Annotated in this window: 17 protein-coding genes; 3 read left to right on the forward strand and 14 right to left on the reverse strand. The window is 37.1% G+C overall.

The features are described from left to right. Nucleotides 1–241: 241 nt before the first annotated feature. From EPA86_RS11885 to EPA86_RS11895, 3 genes are all read right to left on the reverse strand, one after another. Complete coding sequence (locus tag EPA86_RS11885) at nt 242–1,543, reverse strand: ammonium transporter (RefSeq protein WP_140603891.1); 1,302 nt, start codon at nt 1,541–1,543, stop codon at nt 242–244. Nucleotides 1,544–1,846: 303 nt separating this feature from the next. Then, nucleotides 1,847–2,068: an alternative ribosome rescue factor ArfA gene (arfA, locus tag EPA86_RS11890; RefSeq protein ID WP_140603893.1), complete on the reverse strand. Its 222-nt coding sequence runs from the start codon at nt 2,066–2,068 to the stop codon at nt 1,847–1,849. A 115-nt stretch (nt 2,069–2,183) separates the two neighbouring features. Next, entirely contained in the window at nt 2,184–3,587 is a 1,404-nt protein-coding gene (locus EPA86_RS11895) for a GAF domain-containing sensor histidine kinase (RefSeq protein WP_170309644.1), read from the reverse strand. A gap of 302 nt (nt 3,588–3,889) precedes the next feature. On the opposite strand from EPA86_RS11895, the gene EPA86_RS11900 reads away from it, so the two are divergent. After that, nucleotides 3,890–5,059, forward strand: a complete 1,170-nt coding sequence (locus EPA86_RS11900) for a hypothetical protein (RefSeq protein WP_140603897.1) — start codon at nt 3,890–3,892, stop codon at nt 5,057–5,059. A gap of 81 nt (nt 5,060–5,140) precedes the next feature. Here the strand turns inward: EPA86_RS11900 and EPA86_RS18230 are convergent, their stop codons facing one another. The 10 genes from EPA86_RS18230 to ffh form a co-directional block, all read right to left on the reverse strand. Further along, complete coding sequence (locus tag EPA86_RS18230; protein ID WP_170309645.1) at nt 5,141–5,284, reverse strand: hypothetical protein; 144 nt, start codon at nt 5,282–5,284, stop codon at nt 5,141–5,143. Between the two features lie 19 nt (nt 5,285–5,303). Further along, complete coding sequence (locus EPA86_RS11905) at nt 5,304–5,879, reverse strand: hypothetical protein (protein WP_140603899.1); 576 nt, start codon at nt 5,877–5,879, stop codon at nt 5,304–5,306. Next, a complete protein-coding gene (locus EPA86_RS11910) occupies nt 5,879–6,292 on the reverse strand; it encodes a DNA replication complex GINS family protein (RefSeq protein ID WP_140603901.1) in 414 nt (137 codons plus the stop codon). Before EPA86_RS11910 ends, EPA86_RS11905 begins: the two co-directional genes overlap by 1 nt. 18 nt (nt 6,293–6,310) lie before the next feature. Then, nucleotides 6,311–6,850 carry a hypothetical protein gene (locus EPA86_RS11915; protein ID WP_140603903.1) on the reverse strand — a complete coding sequence of 180 codons (540 nt, stop codon included), beginning with the start codon at nt 6,848–6,850 and terminating at the stop codon, nt 6,311–6,313. Between the two features lie 358 nt (nt 6,851–7,208). Further along, nucleotides 7,209–7,562 (reverse strand): 50S ribosomal protein L19, encoded by a 354-nt coding sequence (gene rplS / locus EPA86_RS11920; RefSeq protein ID WP_140603905.1) that lies wholly within the window; start codon nt 7,560–7,562, stop codon nt 7,209–7,211. A gap of 35 nt (nt 7,563–7,597) precedes the next feature. Continuing rightward, nucleotides 7,598–8,362, reverse strand: coding sequence for a tRNA (guanosine(37)-N1)-methyltransferase TrmD (gene trmD / locus EPA86_RS11925; RefSeq protein ID WP_140603923.1), 765 nt, complete (start codon nt 8,360–8,362; stop codon nt 7,598–7,600). A gap of 33 nt (nt 8,363–8,395) precedes the next feature. Then, nucleotides 8,396–8,923 carry a ribosome maturation factor RimM gene (gene rimM, locus EPA86_RS11930; protein WP_425462571.1) on the reverse strand — a complete coding sequence of 176 codons (528 nt, stop codon included), beginning with the start codon at nt 8,921–8,923 and terminating at the stop codon, nt 8,396–8,398. 33 nt (nt 8,924–8,956) lie between these two features. Next, nucleotides 8,957–9,205, reverse strand: coding sequence for a 30S ribosomal protein S16 (gene rpsP / locus EPA86_RS11935; RefSeq protein ID WP_118960885.1), 249 nt, complete (start codon nt 9,203–9,205; stop codon nt 8,957–8,959). Between the two features lie 275 nt (nt 9,206–9,480). Then, complete coding sequence (locus EPA86_RS11940; RefSeq protein WP_425462572.1) at nt 9,481–11,625, reverse strand: TonB-dependent receptor family protein; 2,145 nt, start codon at nt 11,623–11,625, stop codon at nt 9,481–9,483. A 303-nt stretch (nt 11,626–11,928) separates the two neighbouring features. Further along, nucleotides 11,929–13,320 carry a signal recognition particle protein gene (gene ffh, locus EPA86_RS11945; protein WP_140603911.1) on the reverse strand — a complete coding sequence of 464 codons (1,392 nt, stop codon included), beginning with the start codon at nt 13,318–13,320 and terminating at the stop codon, nt 11,929–11,931. A gap of 253 nt (nt 13,321–13,573) precedes the next feature. On the opposite strand from ffh, the gene EPA86_RS11950 reads away from it, so the two are divergent. Together EPA86_RS11950 and EPA86_RS11955 are read left to right on the forward strand one after the other, a co-directional pair. Further along, nucleotides 13,574–14,380 carry a cytochrome C assembly family protein gene (locus tag EPA86_RS11950; protein ID WP_140603913.1) on the forward strand — a complete coding sequence of 269 codons (807 nt, stop codon included), beginning with the start codon at nt 13,574–13,576 and terminating at the stop codon, nt 14,378–14,380. A gap of 97 nt (nt 14,381–14,477) precedes the next feature. Then, on the forward strand, nt 14,478–15,767 hold the full coding sequence (locus EPA86_RS11955) for an HlyC/CorC family transporter (protein ID WP_140603915.1): 1,290 nt from the start codon (nt 14,478–14,480) through the stop codon (nt 15,765–15,767). A gap of 315 nt (nt 15,768–16,082) precedes the next feature. On the opposite strand, the gene EPA86_RS11960 is transcribed toward EPA86_RS11955, so the two are convergent. Next, the gene (locus EPA86_RS11960) at nt 16,083–16,706 is read right to left on the reverse strand and encodes a transglycosylase SLT domain-containing protein (RefSeq protein WP_140603917.1); all 624 of its coding nucleotides are present in this window, start codon (nt 16,704–16,706) and stop codon (nt 16,083–16,085) included. Between the last annotated feature and the right edge of the window lie 1,259 nt (nt 16,707–17,965).

The following is a 17,965-nucleotide window of genomic DNA, read 5'->3' on the forward strand; positions in this document are numbered from 1 at the left end:
AGAAAGTAACGTTTGTGCTTTTTAAATGTTGAATGTGCACATTCATTAAATTTGGCTACATACTAGGGAAGAAAAATGACAGAAATGTTTTGAAAGTATGACTTTTTGATGTCACAAATATTGCAGACAGATGACAACCACAGCAAACGCTAGGCACAAAAAAAGCGCCGAAGCGCTTTAGATAGGAGGTATCGGCATTAGCCCTGAATAATGATTTATACCAATTATTTACCCTAATATATTACAAGTTATACCCTGATTCTTCGTGTTCAACTTGATCAAGGCCATTCACTTCTTGCTCTTCATCAACACGTAAACCATTGGTCATTAAGCCAACCAGTTTTAATAAAATATAAGTCACAATAGCGGTATAAATTAAACTGGAAACAATACCAATAAGTTGCACCGAAACTTGCCCCATAATGGTGCTTATACCGTCTGCAAAACCAAAACCGCTAAATACACCTAACGATGTAGCTGAGAAAATACCCGCTAGAAACGTACCTAAAATACCCCCAACACCATGCACGGGGAATACATCTAATGAGTCATCAATACGTAGTTTTTGTTTGATATAAACTGTCGCATAAAAACAAACAACGCCGGCACTAACACCGATAATTAACGCGCCACCTGGGCCTACAAAGCCAGAAGCGGGCGTAATTGTACCAAGCCCTGCGACCATTCCCGTTACCGCACCTAAAACACTGGCTTTACCAAATTTTTTCCACTCTATAGCCGCCCACGTTAATGTACCTGCTGCCGCTGATATATGTGTAACTAACATTGCCATTGAAGCATCACCACTAGCCGCTAAGGCACTACCGCCATTAAAGCCAAACCAGCCAACCCATAGCATACCAGCCCCCGTAACTGTCATGGTTAAGTTATGTGGTAACATGGGTGTTTTCGGGAATCCACGTCTTGGGCCAACCACTAAAGCCGCAACCAGTGCTGCAGTACCTGCGGTAATATGAACCACAATACCACCGGCAAAATCATAAACCCCCATTTGTGCCAACCAACCACCACCCCAAACCCAGTGTGTAATTGGCGCATAAACAGCTAGCAACCATAGGCCACTGAAAAGCAATACTGCTGAAAACTTCATGCGTTCGGCAAAACCACCAATGATCAGCGCAGGCGTTATAACGGCGAAAGTCATTTGAAATAGCATAAACAAGCTTTCTGGAATATCACCCGATAGCACATCTTTACCAATGCCATGCATCATTACCTTGCTAAAGTCACCAATAAAGGCATTGCCCTCACCAAAGGCAATGCTATAACCTAGAATTAACCACAAAATTGATGAAATAGAACCAATAGCAAAACATTGCATCAAAATAGAGAGCACATTCTTTTTTCTGACTAAGCCCCCGTAAAACAATGCTAGACCGGGTAAAGTCATTAGCAAAACTAAGGCGGTCGATGTGAGTATCCAACTGGTATTCGCACCATTTAATTGCTCAGTACTTGCCCAAGTGTGACCTGAAAACAGCATCAATAAGGTGATGACAGATATAAGAATTTTGTTTTGCATTTTATGTCCTAATTCGCTGCTCCAAAGAGCTATTATTCTAATAAACAGAGAATTGCACAAAACACGCCAGAAAATTACCGCTTTTAAATCAGTAAGTTATTTTTAGACATTACGATAAAAGTGCAGGATTGCACCAAAAGAAATCTTTTATAAAGCATCACGCACTATTAATGTGCAACTCATGCTTCTTATTAGAGTGGATAACAGAGAACTTATCTAAGAAAACGGTATTAAACCAACCAAAGAAAAAACTTATTTAATAACAACTTAACTAAAGCTATTTTAGCTTTTACTAATATTTAGTTAAGCAGCTATTAAATAAGGCTCTTGACCTTGATGTTTTGCTTTACGCTTGAATGATCCTTTACCTTTTTTGGCTTTAACTACCTGCAATTTATACACCTTAGATGTCACCAAAGCGGCTAGAAAATTATCATTAATACGACCTCGACCTGTATCAGTCTCATTCGCTATGTTTTGTGTTTTTACGGGCTGCTGTTTAGCATGATGCTTTTTCGTTTTCATTATTTGTCCTATTTCGTTTAATAATATTGAGATATCTCATACAACAATATTTTGTTGTATGAATCGTATTATAAAAGAAACATCAGACGATAACGATAAAATTTATTAGAGCGACTTAACTGCTTAAAGGAATAATGATTTCGTACCTAACACCTACAGGCGATTCTACCAGTCTAATACGACCTTTTAAGTTATGGTTGATTAAGTTACTGGTAATGCTTAACCCCAAACCTAAGCTCTCACCATTTCGAGAAGATGTATAAAAGGGTTCGAATATTCTTGAACTTCTTTCTTCAGAAATGCCACTACCATTGTCTTGATAATTAATAATTAATTCATCACTCTCTTGTACAATATTAATTTGAATAATCCCCTCTTTCTTACCTTCAAAGCCATGAACAATTGAGTTTTCAATTAAATTAAAAAAGATATGCCATAAAGTTTCTTTATTGGCTTGAATTGTAATGTCATCACATTGCATATGTAATTGATGTGAAGCGAGCAAAACAGCGAGCGACTCTTTTATCTCAGCAAGAAAATCTTGCATGACAATTGTAGAGATTTTTTCTTCTGTTTCTGACGTATTAATTTCTTGAAAGCGCTGTAATAGTTGATGCGCTTTAAGCAAGCTATGTTTGTTAAAATCTATTTGTTGAGAGAGTTCATAAATACAGTTCATTAAGAATTTACGACTTAACGCATTAGTAGAAACTTTTTCATTAAGCTCTAATAGCTTATCGCTTGCCGAACTAATCGCTGTTAGGGCTTTACCTACCGGTGTACTTATTTCATGGGAGAAACCCGAGACCAAACGATTAGTTGCCATCATTTTTTCTATTTTGATATCAGAATTAAATTGCAAATTCTGTTCTTGGAGCGCTTTTCTTAATTGTGCATTAACACTTTCAAGCTCAGCATTACGTTCGTTAATAGTTTTATTTAACAGATTATTCGCATTAAGTAATTGTTCACGATTTGAATGATTTTCAAATACCACCGCAGATAAGTTGGCACTCAGTTCAATAAATTTTAAATCTTCTTCTGTAGGTGCTTTAGGCTCTCGGTAATATATAGCAAAGGTGCCAAATACAATACCATCAGCACCAATAATGGGCTCAGACCAGCAAGCTTGTACGCCTGCTTGTAGCGCAAGTTCTTTGTATTGGCTCCAATAAGGGTGAGTGTTAATGTCTTCAACAATAACGCGTTTTTTAAGAAATGCTGCTGTACCGCAAGAACCTACCCCTGCGCCAATAGCGACACCATCCAAGGCTTGGCAATAAAACTCTGGTAGTGAAACAGACGCAATGGGGTGTAAGGTTTTAGCCGTATTGTCTAAACGTAACACTGAGCACAACATATCAGCATTATATATTTGAGCTTTTTGACAAAGGGTATTTAAAATAAGCTCTAAGGGCTCATGCCTAGCAACCATTTGCAGCACATGATTACGCCCCTCTTCCAGCTCACTCGCTAGACGCCAATAACTTATTTCTTCATTGCGCGCTGAATCGGTCATAGCCATACATAGTAATGGTACATAGTATAGATTAAACGCTCATTTACTAAGATTTGCAAACATCACAAGTTATTTTGTTCCCAAAGCTACCCATTAAACCTTGAGAGTGTCTGCTTTCATTGAGCTAAATTGCTCAAGAAAAAGGTATACTGTATACTCTAAAAATTAACGATATATACACATAACTATTCGTCACTCAACATTTTACAGAGTACATAACTGAGTACTTAACTGAGTACTTAACTGAGTCCTTTACCAAAGACTACACTGAGCATTCATATAAAAAATTAAGGGATCAAGCTATGAATAACAAAGGCATTAAACTTACTATAAGCCTAACTGTCGTAGTAATATTGGCTTACCTTATTGTCACGTTATTAAGCAGTGTTCCTCAACCTATAGCATCAAATACAACAACTCACATTAAGGTTGAACCTGCTACAACTAAAACTAGCAGTATCGAAATAGCAGATACCGAGTTAACGAAGCAAAAACCATTAACAACTGCGCCAGTTCAAAAAAATAACGCTAACCATATAGCCCTGTGTGATAAGGCTGAGAATACTGATAAGTTTCCTGTGAATAAGTTCTTTGGCGAAAACTCCACGGCATTAAGTGATAACAAAGCAAAACTCATTGAGAGCTTTTCGCTCTCGTCAGATGTTGATAATCAAATCGCTTTAGCGTTTATTATCAGTGAAGGGGAAGACAGACTACTTCTCAACCAATTGCAAACTTTACATAAAGAGCACAGCGACAATAAATACCTTGCTTATCATGTACTGTCATTATGTAGTGAAAATAAAAACCAGTGCAGCCCTGACACCATAGAGCAAAGCATTGCGCTAGATAGACAAAATGGTGCCACTTGGCTGCTATCGGCTTTACATGCCATTAAAACCAATAACACTGAGCAAGCAGAAGCGGCTTTACTTGAAGCCGCCAATGCGCCTGTTTATGACGAATACTGGAGTGAGCATATCGACGTATTTGAATCTGCACTCGCTAAAGCCAGTGTTGCTGGCTCAGTGCCCAATGAAATCACCACCCTTGATTATATCTACAAGGCAAAACTGCCCAGCTACGGTAATTTAGTGAAGTTTTGTCGCAAAGTAGAACTCTCTGATGCCAATGTAGTTGATGCCTGTTTAAGAATGGGCGAGCAATTAACTCAAGGAAAAGGCACCATGCTCAGCCACTTAATTGGCATTTCTTTGCAAGAAGCCATGTATAAAAAATATGAAGACGACACGCAACTTGCACAACTCGCGCAAATGCGAAAAACTTTTACTGAACGTATGGAATTATCAGCTCAAGCGACTGATTTAGCCTTACAAAGCCAAGCTCGCACAGAAGAATGGCTGCAACAAATCAAAACCATGGGTGAATATGGTGCCAGTGAATACCTAATAGAAGAAGCAAACAACCTCTCTGCTGATGCTAATTTTGATCCTTGCAAGGTAGATTGGTAAAGCCTAGGAATGTTAAAGATTGAAGATTTACCAATTTATTACAAATAACTAAACGGGCTCTGCACAAAATTTCAGTTAAAGTTAACATGAGAGTGAAGCTTTCTTTATAGATTGATCCATTAAAAATGGTTTTATTAAAAAGTCTTCAGGTATACCCTCAAATAAGCCATCAGCATAAGCCGCTTGTGCTAACAATGCCTCTTCAAATAGTATTTTGATTTTCATGTACTTAATCCCTTAAATATTATTGCTTATAAAATGTGTTTTCAATCAAATTAAGATGATATTTATGAGAAAGGTCATTTCCATTACTATCTTGCCCAATAGGACAATAAATGCCTCGAATAGGGACGTAATTACGTGTTCTCCCTTGCATATTTAATAGACTCACCGCTTTACTTAATACCCTGCCATCAGACTTTCTCACCAAAGTACTTTCAACTGAATAAATAGGACCGATTGGGGAAAGCACTTTTCGTTCAAAAAAATTACGGGTATAACTTTGTTTAAAGCGCTCTTTGTCAATTAGTAGCTTTCTGTTATCGATGTAATAACCATTTTCTGTACGGCGTAGCTCAACTTCATCCGTAGGTATCGGCCTAAAATATTCTTCTCCTAACGCCACTCGTTCATAGATAAACTGACCAACCCGCCCTTCTTCATAACAATATTGCTCAAACAAGCTATCTGATCGTATTTTCTCAATGCTACTACAGGCGCTAAGGCTGCTAATTAATGCAATAGATAATGCAACAAACACAAACCTGATTTGGCAGCTGCTCTTGTTTTTGTGAGTGATTAATAGATTAAAAGGCTTCATTAGAAGGCTTCTCTTATGGGTAAACATTGTTCGTTTTGTAATTTTTCAAAAGTAAATTGCACTAGCGCTTGGCTCTGATGGGCTGTTGACGGCATGTTTAAAGAAGAGTTACTGGCATTAGCATCAGTCCAGTCACCATCTAAAACACCATCTGTGCCTCGATTAGCAAGGTGGTATTCACCAGTTTCTATGTTTTGAAATAAGGTAGCTGAAAAACCCGTCTCTAAATTGTTATCTTGCTGAACTACGATATATTTGGAAGCAAAGTATTCCGCTTGTGCTTGAGTTAGCCCTTTGGGTTCCAATGCTTTTAAGGCATTTATCAATTGCTCTTCAGCCATTCCTGGTGGCAATTCATCCGCGTAGGCCGCTTGTGCTAATAAAGCTTCATCAAATAATTTGTTGATATCCATAAATTTATTCCTTTAAAGTTATATTTTGCTAAAAAATGTTTTTTCGATAAGGTTACGATGGTTTTTATTGAACAAGGAAAACCCTTCAATATCTCGACCAGTGGGGCAAGTTACCCCTTCTACAGCAAAGTGTTTACTGGTTTTATCGAGCATGTTAATTAAGCTCACAGCCTTGCTTAAGACTTTGCCATCAGACTTTCGAACTACAGTAGTTTCAACAGAGTAGATAGGGCCTGTCGAAGATAACACCTTCCGTTCTCTGTTGTTGAAGGTGTAATATTTTTGAAAATATTCCTTATCAATTAATAGTTTTTTATCATTAATATAAAACCTGTAATCAATGCGAAGTAATTCAGCTTCATCTGTAGGTATCGGCCTAAAAAACTCTTCCCCTAACGCCACACGTTCATAGATAAACTGGCCGACACGCCCTTCTTCATTGCAATACTTATCAAACAGGTGTTCAGAGTGCCATTGGCTGACACAAGCTGAAAGACTGGTTATTATAATAAGCACTATGGCTATTCTTATGTGATTAATCCGCTGTAAATATTTCATCTCTGATTCCTTTTAATTTTTATGCTTTATATTAGTTATTAATTTCGATAAAGACTTAACGTAGAACTTGAAGATTCAAGCATTACTTGCTCTACGATAAAGAACTTTTCAGTAAAATTTCAGGATGGAACAATTGGGATATTGATAGTAAGTTTTCCATATATATCTGACGATCCTTCAATCATGTATATTATTGCATACAACATTCAATGTGAAGTTACTTCTCCCAGTTAAGCTACAATGTGTACTGTAAAATACGGCACACTAATAATGCTTTAAGATCAAAAAAGGCGATGAACTTGCGTTCATCGCCTTTTTATTCAAGCTTTGCGTAAAGCTAATATTGCTTAAAGCAATATTACTTTTTAGCCAACTTCTCTTTGATACGTGCAGAACGACCTGAACGCTCACGAAGATAGTAAAGTTTAGCTTGACGAACATCACCACGACGTTTCACTTCAATTGAATCAACAATTGGGCTATGTGTCTGGAATACGCGCTCAACGCCAACACCGTTCGAGATTTTACGAACTGTGAAAGCAGAGTGTAAGCCGCGGTTTTTAACAGCAATAACTACACCTTCAAATGCTTGAAGACGTGACTTATCACCTTCAGTAACTTTTACTTGAACTACAACAGTATCGCCTGGTGCGTATTCTGGTAGATCTTTCTTCATTTGCTCTTGTTCGAGCATTTCAATAATTTTACTCATAATACCTTCTTCCTAGTGTACACAGTTCTGGTGGATTACTGCTTTGCTTCTTTTTTAATTAAAGCTAACATTTTCTCCTGCTCAGCTGTCAGAGCTAGGTTAGTTAATAATTCTGGTCTTCTGGTCCATGTCCTTAATAAGGATTGCTGTTGGCGCCATTGACGTATGTGTTCATGATTACCACTAAGTAGTACTTTAGGTACTGGCATTTTATCTCCTTGAGGAGTTTCCAATACTTCTGGCCTTGTGTAGTGCGGACAATCTAATAAACCATTTGAGAAGGAGTCCTGCTCTGCTGATTCTTTATGTCCTAATACACCGGGCACTAATCGTGCTACTGCATCAATTACATTCATTGCGGGGAGTTCACCACCACTTAAAATGTAATCACCGACCGACCATTCTTCGTCAATATCTGACTCAATTAATCGTTCGTCTATGCCTTCATAACGACCTGCTATAAATATCAAGCTGTCATGATGTGCTAATTCACTTACGCCTTGTTGGTCCAACTTTCGCCCTTGTGGCGACAAATAAATAACCTTCGCGTTTCTGCCATCTTTTAATGCCGCTTGTTTCGCTGCATTAATGGCATCTCTTAGTGGTTGAACCATCATCAACATCCCTGGACCACCGCCGTAAGGTCGGTCGTCTACAGTGCGATGTCGATCATGAGTAAAGTCTCTTGGGTTCCACGAATAAAACTCAATTAACCCACCACGAATCGCTCGGCCTGTCACCCCATACTCGGTTATAGCATTAAACATTTCAGGAAAAAGGCTTATTACCCCTATCCACATGCCGTTATTAGTGGCTGTTTCGCTAGTCACAAGTTAGAAACCTGGGTCCCAGTCAACACAAATTTGTTTATTTTCAGCGCTTACCGATTCAACCGCTTGACCAAGTGTATAAGGGATTAACCTTTCTTTCTTGCCAAAGCCATCGTTTAGGTTCGCTTTTACAACCAGTACATCGTTAGCGCCTGTTTCTAATAAATCAGAAACCACACCTAAGTCATAACCTTTGTTGGTTACTACTTTCATGCCAATAAGGTCGCGCCAATAAAAATCACCTTCAGGTAATTCTGGCAACGCACTTTCGTTCACTAATATCTCAGAGCTCACTAGCTTTTGCGCTATGTCTCTGTCATCAATACCAGCAACTTTAACAATTAAGCCTTTGTTGTGTTTACGCCAATCAGTAATTTCTACTGTTTGTGTGTTATTTCCTAATTTTAATGACCAAGGAAAGTAGTCAAGTATGGCATCGGGATCATCTGTGAACGAATGAATTCTTAACCACCCTTTGATACCGTAAACAGCGCCTACTTTACCTAAGGTAATTTGTTGTTCTTTACTCACAATAACTCCTAAACCTACTAAGTTATAAAACGATTAAGCAGCTGCTTGTGCGTCTTTTACTAACTTAGCCACACGATCAGATACACCAGCACCTTGACCAACCCAATGGTTGATACGATCTAGGTCTAAACGTAATTTCTCAGCTTGACCTTGTGCTGTTGGGTTGAAGAAACCAACTTTCTCGATGAAACGACCATCGCGAGAGTTACGGCTATCTGCAACAACAACCTGATAGAATGGACGCTTTTTAGCGCCACCACGAGCTAAACGAATGGTAACCATATCGCCCTCTATTATTTAAAGTGTTAAACGAATTTTCCAGACACTTCCTGCCGCAACCGACAGAAAAGCTCGCGTATTCTACGCTTTTGCTAGAATTTTACAAGCTTTATTTGACTTCTGAGTAATATTTCAACTGAATAGAAGCTAAATATCAGGAGTAGAATTGATTGCCTAATATTAACGGCAAATTTATCGATACAAAGTAAAAAGCCCTCAGTAAATAAATATTACTAAGGGCTTTATTTCATGAGTGTATTTGGCTTTACGTATGTAGCCTAAAAGTTATATTGATAACCAATAGACATTGTTTGTGGCTTACCTACCATAATAGAGCCATGCATACGTGTTGCCATGTATGTTTCATCTAATAGGTTGTCTACACTAAAACGTACTTGCTGATTAGTTGCAATATCATAGCTGGCAACAAAATCTACAACGGTATGTGAATCTATATTGCTGGCACTAGCACCAACGCCAGCTTCGCTACGCATCTCACCAGTATAACGAACAAGCACATTGCTACGCCATTTATCACCCGCTAAACCTACTGTTAATTGGAATTGGTTTTCTGGCACATACGGGAATTCATCTCCAGCTTCTACATCACCCCAAAAATCAGACTCAAAGGTATTTAAAAATTCTGTTTGAGTATGGGTATATGTCAAATCAATTGGCATTGAAAGGTCATTAAAATCAAACTCGTAACCCGCTTTTAGTTCAATACCTTTGATTTTTACTTCACCCGCATTATATTGTTCGCCAATATTTTCATCATCACAATTTTGACTTGCTGTGCAGTTACCGTGCATGTTGTCATAATCAGATAAGAAAACTAGCGCTTCAGCATTGAAAGCATTTTTCCCGAATCTTGCACCTAACTCATAGTTAATGCTTTCTTCATTTGTTGCTTCTTCATTACCTGGTGATGGTGGAGCGAAACCTTTTTGTACGCCACCTAGTAACACTAAATCATCAGTTAAATGATAAGTTAGCGCAAGTGATGGTAATATCACATCTAAGTCATTCTTTTTAGTTTTAGCTTCAGTTAAACGGTCAGGGTCTGTTTTGCCCCAATCTTCACGTTCAATAGTCATGTCTTCATAGCGAAGACCAGCATTAATAACAAACTTACCAATGGTCCATTCATCATGCACAAATAAAGCTAAGGCGCTAGCACTGTCGATACGATTAGAGTCAGTTCCTGGTGTACCTTCACCAGTCAATGTCATATTATAGTTAGCATCTAAATAATACTTATCAACCCATTGATAACGGTCCATTTCATCTTGATGATAACGTATACCAAGCTTTAACTGATGGTTATTTAAGTCTGCATCAAGTACCGTTTGAATACCTTGTGATAAGTAATCACGGTTGTTAGCTTTTACTTGAGTATATAATTCATCAATCTCACCATGGTCATAGTCAGAGGCAAGCTGAGTACCTTTGCTCAAACTTTGATATACAATTGATGAGTTACCTTCATCGTCAACGACCATTTGACCAATTTTACTGGTTTTGTACCAATTACGGCTAAAGTCATTATGATAAACCGTCGTCCCTAAATTGAATCGTTCTGATAACTCTATTGCATGGCTAAGCTGAAGCTGTAAATGCTCAGTAGTCATATTATCTTTTTGTGAAGCTGAGTAACGGCTGTATGGATCACTTTCAAAGTCAGCTTGGGTTAACCCCATGTATGTATCATCAGAATCTTCATCAGAGTACTTAACTTTTAACTCTAATTCTTGATCAAAAGTAGCATCATCATCAGTATTAAAACGTACTTTACCTAAAACATCATTCTTCACAAAGCCGGTGTCTTGATTGCTGTGGTTTATATCTTTAAATCCATCGGCTTGGTAACGGAACACTTCAAATACCGAACTGATATTTTCGCCTTGTCCACCTATAACACCATGTACCTTGGCAAAACCATCTTGCCCAGCTTGTACTTTTATCTGACCTGCTAGCGCTTCATCTGGAATCTGACGAGACAACATATTTACCACACCACCAGTAGTACGTGGGCCATACATTGCACTTGATGTTCCTTTAAGAACTTCTACTTGTTGCATGCGGCCAGCGGTTGGGAAGTAATAGGCAGAAGGTGCAGCGTATGGTGCAGGTGCAGCTAATACACCATCTTCCATAATCGTTACTTTTTCACTACGGTTTTGACCTGTACCACGCATACCTATATTTGCTCGAAGACCATAACCGTCTTCTTCTAAAACATAGACACCTGGAATTGATGTAAGGCTACGCATGATATCAGTGTAGTCAAATTTCTCTAGATCATCTTTTGATAATTGGTGAGCGCTACCCGGGACATTATTAACCGAGCTATCACTGCCAAAAATGGTAAATTGTTCAACAACAGACGCTTCTTTTGCAACATCATCAGCAAAAGCATTCATTGATATACTGCTAGCAATTGCCAAACTAAGTAGAGCTGGCTTAAATGTTTTAATTGACACGTTTAACTCCAAAAATGTGTTTAATTCTTTGTTTAATTCGTTAATACGCGCATAATACACAAACCTTAATGCAAATGCGAATAAATCTCATAAAGATATAGTTTATTTTTACTTTCTTTGATTTGACGCAATTTTTTGGGTAAATAGATTTGATACAAAGCAAGTTTCACTTTGTCTGTGTAAAAAGTAGGCACAAAAAAAGGCAGCTAAAAAGCTGCCTTTTCCAATATATAGATTTAGAGGTTAACGGCCAAACATTCCGCCACCGCCCATGCCACCCATACCGCCTGGTGGCATCATGCCTTGCATGCTTCGCATCATTTTCTTCATGCCGCCTTTACCAGACATTTTTTTCATCATTTTCTGCATTTGAGTGAACTGTTTAAGTAATTTATTCACATCTTGAATCTGAGTACCTGAACCCGCCGCTATACGACGCTTACGTGAACCTTTGATAATTTCAGGTCGTTGGCGTTCAGCAGGTGTCATCGAGTTAATAATAGCTTCCATTTGCACGGTAATTTTATCATCAACTTGACCTTTTATTTTATCAGACATATTACCCATACCAGGTAACTTGTCCATTAAGCCCATCATGCCGCCCATGCTTTTCATTTGCACTAGCTGATCACGAAAATCTTCGAGGCTAAAACCTTTACCACTTTTAACTTTTTTCGCGAGCTTTTCTGCTTGCTTTTTGTCAACCTTTTGCTCTACTTCTTCGATGAGTGATAATACATCACCCATACCCAAAATACGCGAAGCAATACGATCAGGATGAAATGGCTCTAACGCTTCAATTTTTTCACCCACACCCATAAACTTAATAGGCTTACCGGTAATATGACGAATTGATAAGGCAGCACCGCCTCGAGCATCACCGTCGGTCTTAGTTAAGATAACACCTGTTAGTGGTAAAGCGTCATTAAAGGCTTTTGCGGTGTTTGCCGCATCTTGACCAGTCATAGCATCAACAGTAAAGAGTGTTTCAACAGGATTTACTGCTGCATGCAGTTGTTGAATCTCGCCCATCATTTCTTCATCAACATGAAGACGACCTGCTGTATCTACAATCAATACATCAAAAAAGTTACGTTTAGCATGATCTATTGCAGCATTAGCAATATCGATAGGTTTTTGTTTAATATCACTTGGGAAGAATTCAACACCAATTTCCTTGGCTAATGTTTCTAACTGCTTTATCGCGGCTGGTCGATAGACATCAGCACTTACCACTAGAACTTTTTTCTTTTCACGCTCAGTTAAAAACTTCGCTAATTTAGCAACAGAGGTCGTTTTACCCGCACCTTGAAGACCAGCCATTAAAACAACAGCTGGTGGCGTCGCTTTTAAATCAAGGGTTTCATTTACTTCACCCATAGCCGCTTCAAGTTCTTTTTGTACAATTTTTACAAAAACTTGACCCGGAGTAAGGCTTTTAGAAACATCAGTGCCAACCGCCTGCTCTTTTACTTTGCTAACAAATTCTCGAATTACTGGTAATGCTACGTCAGCTTCAAGTAATGCCATGCGCACTTCGCGCAAAGTATCTTTAATGTTGTCTTCAGTTAAACGGCCACGGCCACTAATATTTTTAAGCGATTTACTTAATCGATCTGACAGATTTTCAAACATGAGTAACTCAAACAGTAATTAGGTTAACGAATTTATCAGGGCATTATATACCTTATTGCCTTGAAGATGCGACAAGATAAAGTGCATGGCGCATATATTTGCGCAGATCTTAATTTTTCAAGGCTAAAAAATGAACTTTTATACAAAAACCAAAGCTAAATCAAGCATTGTTATATTTGTCATGGCACAAATGCTTTTATCTGATAGAATCAAACTTTTCTTAGTATAGCGTCACTGTTTTTAGGAGTTTTTAGTGGATTTGTTGGTTATTGGCTCAAGCATTGCCTTTGTTGCATATATGTTAGCCACAGTGGCAATTGTTGCTCGATTATTTCACCCACAAGGCCCAAACCTTAAGCTTGTTTTAAGTTTAGCAACGGTGGCGATTGTTATTCATGCTGTAAATGATGCACAATTATTCTTCTCATCTTACGCATCAGATAGCATCAATTTTAACTTACCCAACGTTATCTCGTTAGTCAGTTTATTAATAACTCTCACTGTTACCTTAGTAGCGCTAAAACAAAAAGTTAATTTGTTATTACCTGTTGTTTATGGCTTTGCTGGTATTTGGCAATTATCAATTATCTTCATGCCGCCCGTTGAATCAATTCCATTGGTGGTAGAAAAAGTAATTTTATTAAGTCATATAGGTATGGCACTCATAGCTTATTGCATATTAACCATAGCAACATTGTATGCATTTCAAGTCACTTACATTAACTTTAAGTTAAAAGAGAAGAACTTAAACGCCGTCGTTCACTTGCCACCATTAATGCAAGTTGAAAGACAATTATTCTCAATTTTAACTGTTGGTACTTTATTTCTATTTATTAGTGAAATCATTGGTTTTGCTTTTTTAGATGGTTTTTTATCAAAAGAAAATGCCCATAAAACAATTCTTTCTCTGATGTCGTTTGCTATCTATGGCACGATTTTATGGGGACATTTCGAAAAAGGCTGGCGTGGACATAAAGTCATGGTACTAATGGTTATTGCGAGTACGTTATTAACATTAGCCTACTTTGGTAGCCGCTTTGTAAAAGAATTTATTTTATAGTTATAGTACTTATAGTCACTATAACTTGTCGCAAGCGCTCGGCTGTTATAAGGTATACGGCCGATTAAATTTTTTACTCATAAAGGATTAACCTTTTTTGGAAAATATATCTACTGAGATGCTCTTTACGGTTCTAGGCATCTTAATTCTTATCTCTGCCTACTTTTCAGGTTCTGAGACAGGCATGATGTCACTCAACCGATATCGATTACGCCATCTTGAAAAACAAAAGCATAAAGGAGCTACGCGAGTAAGTTCTTTATTAAAAAGACCCGACCGTCTGATTGGTTTAATTCTTATAGGCAATAACCTCGTTAATATTGCTGCCTCTGCTATTGCAACAATCATTGGTATACGTTTGCTTGGTGATGTTTATGGCGTATTGGCTGCAACCGTTATTTTAACACTAGTTATTTTAATTTTTGCTGAGGTCACTCCAAAAACCTTAGCCGCGCTTTACCCTGAAAAAATTGCTTTTCCAAGTTCGTTAATCTTATCTTTATTATTAAAAATATTGTTCCCATTAGTTGTGGCGGTAAATTGGATCACTAATGGCATTTTAATGATATTAGGTATCAGCTCAGAGCAAAGAGAACAACATAGTTTAAGTAGTGAAGAGTTAAGAACAGTTGTAAATGAATCTGGTGCGCTGTTACATGAGCGTGATCAAGACATGCTGGTAAGCATATTAGATTTAGAAAAAGTTTCTGTTGAAGATATTATGATCCCAAGAAGTGAACTTGTAGGGATTGATGTAAACGATGACTGGAAGAAAATTCAAAAGCAATTAACTCAAGCTAATCACACTCGCGTACTGTTATATCGAGATAGTATCGATGACGTAGTGGGCTATATTCATGCTCGCGATGCTTTGAAAATGTTGTCAAAAAGCCAGTTTACCAAAGCAACTTTATTGCGTGCTGTACGAGAATTATATTTCATTCCAGAAGGCACCCCGCTTAATATTCAACTATTAAAATTCCAACATGCTAAAGAGCGTTTAGGTTTAGTGGTTGATGAATACGGTGATATTCAAGGCTTAGTAACACTTGAGGATATTCTTGAAGAAATCGTTGGTGAATTCACAACAACGATGACTCCAACAACAAGTGATGAAATCACACTACAGCCTGATGGTAGCTATTTAGTGGATGGAAGCGCCAGTATTCGTGATATAAACAAGGAAATGTCGTGGCAATTACCCACAGATGGCCCTAAAACGTTAAATGGCTTAATTATCGAGTATTTAGAGGACATCCCAGAAAGCAATATTAGTCTTAGAATTGCTGGCTACCCCGTAGAAATCGTTGATGTTTCAGACAATATGATAAAAACAGTTCGAGTTATGCCTGAACATTTTATTAGTAACGATGATGAAGAAGAATAAAATATAAGCAAACAAAGTTAATCACAAAGTTATCCACAGGGAATGCTGTTAATTCACAATTATTCAGCTTTCCACAATTTCTGTGGATAACAATAGCAACCCCCAACAATAGCTGGCTTTTACTTTTTCAACACTTATTTAACAAAAAAACGATCTTTTTTTAATATAATTTTGAGGCCGTTATTTTTCCTAGCGTAGCAAGGTTTTTTGAATTAAATGAGCAAATTGGCAAGCTTTATGCGATAGAATTTTTTTAAGGATCCTTCAAATTCCATCGCAATTACTATTGTCTATCGTGAATAAACTTTTGATGATTTATCCAAAAAATAATCGCCACAGCCATCCATGATTCAACTCTTCTTCACAACTCTTTAATTGTCCTGAATAACGTCTAGCCCGGTTATCTACTTTCCTAGCCACTTTGACTAACCATTGCTTTTTCTTATAGGTTTTACGCTTAAAGCCACCCCAACCTTCATGGTAATTTAAATACTGGTTATAAGCGTCCCATTTAGAAACACCATTGATCTTTTGTGTTTTGAAAATAAACCATCCCATGAAATCTATGGCATCATCAAAATCATCACGATCGGCACCTGAGTTACCTGATTCTTTAATATAGTCATCCCAAGTCATGGTTTTAGCTTGTGAGTACCCATAGGCCGTACTTACCCTGCCCCACGGAATAAATCCAAGTAAGTACTCTCTAGGTGGTAAAGCATCGTGCCTAAAGGAGCTTTCTTGATACATCATGCTAATAGGAACATGAATAGGCACGCCCCATTTATCACGCATATCTCTGGAGGCAAAATACCAATCTGGATTCTCCCTAAAAATTTCACAAATATTTTCAGGGTTCTTTGGCGGAGGAGTGGCACAACTTGATAAAACAGAAGCAGATAAACACGCAACAACTAGAGGTTTTGCAAAGTACTTCACAGATCAATTTCTCAACTTAAAAACAATAGAGACATAATGCCAGAACTTAGCGTTAAATATCAAAAACAAACCAAACAATAAATTGAAATATTTAACATGAAAAACAAAATCATATTTTATTTAAAAAAAAGTGAACTAATTGAAAATTAACTAGTCATATAATTTAGTAATGTTATTCCCTTAATGTTTCATGGTTTATGCGCTAATCCTAATTAGCGCATTTTTTTTACCTGAAATTTGAGTAAGCTAAAAAAGCAACGATGAAACATGACTCATAACATAGTTGTTATACCTCTTATACCTTAGTGAAAGTTTCATGGTTTATATTTTATGTACCCATTTTTAATAGAGTATTTTGTCTGAAATATATTGAAAACAAATATTCTCAAAATGTTTTTTTAAATAAATTGAACTAATGGTAAAAAACACACTCTTATATAACAGTAATGTTATTCCCTAAGTGTTTCATGTTTTATGCGCTAATTTTTATTAGCGCATTTTTTTTGCTCGAAATTCAGGTAAATTAAGAAAATGACCATGAAACACGGTTATAACTTAATGGTTATTCCGCTTATACCTTAGTAAGGGTTTCATGTTTTATCCGCTAATTTTTATTAGCGCATTTTTTTTGCTCGAAATTCAGGTAAATTGAGAAAATGACCATGAAACACGGTCATAACTTAATGGTTATTCCGCTAATACCTTAGTAAGGGTTTCATGTTTTATGCGCTAATTTTTATTAGTGCATTTTTTTTGCTCGAAATTTAGATGAATTGAGAAAATGACCATGAAACACGAACATAACTTAGTTGTTATTTATGGGAGCTTTACTCCACTCATAACTTAGAGTTCAACCTTTTAATTGCATATAATAATTTTTAAAAATAAATTGAACTAAATTAAAAAGATACACTCTTACTTAACAGTAATGTTATCCCCTTACTAATTCATGTTTTTTTATGCGCTAATTATTTAGCGCATTTTTTTTGCCCTAAATTTATTCGCCTTGAAATATGAATGGAGTTACAAGCGCTTCTTCATACCTTAAAATTTAACCTAATCTTATAGGATATAAATTATTATAAAAATAAATTGAACTAAACAGAAAAAGCACACTCTTATATAACAGTAATGTTATTCCCTAAGTGTTTCATGTTTTATGCGCTAATTTTTTATTAGCGCATTTTTTTTGCTCGAAATTCAGGTAAATTGAGAAAATGACCATGAAACACGGTCATAACTTAATGGTTATTCCGCTA

This window comes from Litorilituus lipolyticus, from assembly GCF_006439335.1.
GTDB lineage: Bacteria > Pseudomonadota > Gammaproteobacteria > Enterobacterales > Alteromonadaceae > Colwellia > Colwellia lipolytica.